This is a genomic window from Mesorhizobium sp. M7A.F.Ca.US.007.01.2.1, from assembly GCF_003998165.1.
Classification (GTDB): Bacteria; Pseudomonadota; Alphaproteobacteria; order Rhizobiales; family Rhizobiaceae; genus Mesorhizobium; species Mesorhizobium ciceri.
In genome coordinates this window covers 1-1,762 of record NZ_RZQP01000451.1, presented here as the reverse complement: position 1 = coordinate 1,762, position 1,762 = coordinate 1, and the positions used below count along the sequence as shown (strand labels likewise).

The following is a 1,762-nucleotide window of genomic DNA, read 5'->3' as shown; positions in this document are numbered from 1 at the left end:
GGTAGGGTTTCTGCAGCGGCTTGGGCGAGGAGGTGGTGGCGGGGAATTGCCAGAACTCGCCGGAGAGTTCGAAGTCGCCGTCCCATAGGCCGCGGATCGCCGGTATGATCTCGCGCATGCGCTGGCCGGCGCCCCAGGCGTCAAGACCTGGGAAGATGCGCTGATATTCATAGCTGTAGGCGCCGCGCGCGATGCCGATGTCCAGCCGGCCACCGCTGATGACGTCAGCCATCGCCGCTTCGCCGGCAAGCTTGATCGGGTGCCAGAAGGGCGCAATCACGGTTCCGGTGCCGAGGCGGATACGGCTGGTCTTGGCGGCGAGATAGGCGATGTTGATGAAGGGATTGGGCGAGATGGTGAATTCCATGCCGTGATGCTCGCCGATCCAGGCGGTCTCGAAGCATGCCTGTTCGGCCATCAGGACCAGTTCTTCGAGCTCGGTCACAAGCTCGGAATGCGGCTTGGCCAGATCCGACCGTTCCATATGCACGAAGAGCGAGAATTTCATCCGTGGGCACCTGTATTGACGGTGGAAGCGCTGGGTCTGGCGAGCGGCCGGACCTCGCCTTCGACATCGTTGCCGACATAGACGCCGAATGCATCCACCGAGCATTCCCTGATATAGCGCGTGAGCATCGAGCGGATCGCCGAATCGGCGATCTTCAATCCTTCGATCGCGTCGATCTCGATGAGCCGAATGCCGCGATCGCTGGAAGCGGGCACGTCGAACGTACCGCGATAGTAGACATGCGTGCGCGAAACAGGTCCGGCGTCGTCCCAGACGGCGAACAGGAAGCCGAGCTGGGCCTCGATGGCCTTTGCCGCAAGCAGTCCACGCAGACTATTGCCATCGCCTGCCGAACCCAACCCTCGGCCGCGCGGCAGTTCAAAACCGTCCGCCGTTTCCACGAACAGGATCCGGCCACCATTTTCGAGGATGGCGCCGACATCGGTGCCGGGCTGGGTCGCGGCCAGCGCGTCCTGGCTGAGGCCGGGTGCAACATAGGCGCCGCGGCAATAGCCGAGCGGCTGCGCGGAATTGTGCTCGAAATCGCGGACGCGGCCGATGAGGATCGAATGATCGCCGGCCTCGACCAGCCGCTCCATGTCGCAGTCAAAGGACGCGACGGAGCCGTCCAAAACGGGACTGCCGGTCCTTCCCGGCCGCCATGCTACGGCGGCGAACTTGTCGGCGGCTTTCGAGGCGAAGATGCCGGACGCTGCCTTCTGGCCCTCGTTGAGGATGTTGATGGCGAAGCTTTTCGATGTCGCGAAGACAGGATGGCCTAAGGCCTTGTGGGCGATGCAGACCAGCACGAGGGGCGGATCGAGCGACACTGAGGTGAACGAGTTGGCGGTGAAGCCGCGCGGCTCGCCTTCTGGCCCGATGGTGGTGACGATGGTGACGCCGGTGAGGAAGGAGCCAAGCGCACGGCGGAACTCGCCGCTGTCGAACCCGGTATTCGCCTCAGCAGTGCCGCTTCGCTCGATCGCTTCGTCCTCCGCGAGGAAGTCAACGATATGGCGCGTGGTGAGGTCCGGCGCCGCGACCGCCATCATGTGCTTCTCGCCCGGCAGCACCGTGCAGCGGCCATGCGGCGCCAGCCGTGCCATCGCGGCCGACATTGCCGGCGAAGAGTTCCTGTCCTCGGAGCCGGTCATGAACAGGGCCGGTACGGCCAGCGTCGGCAGGCGGTCGGCATGATCGCCGTCGGCACGAGCGAACAGGCGGTAGGTGCGGGCATAGCCTTCCGGGTCGACC

General features: G+C 64.7%; 2 protein-coding genes. Both read right to left on the bottom strand.

What is annotated here, in order from left to right; genetic code table 11:
• The coding region (locus EN949_RS35000; protein ID WP_127371975.1) for an LLM class flavin-dependent oxidoreductase at window positions 1-508 on the bottom strand (508 nt) is incomplete at its 3' end.
• A partial coding sequence (locus EN949_RS34995) for a flavin reductase (protein ID WP_206535009.1) occupies window positions 505-1,762 on the bottom strand: 1,258 nt, incomplete at its 5' end. The genes EN949_RS34995 and EN949_RS35000, both read right to left, overlap by 4 nt.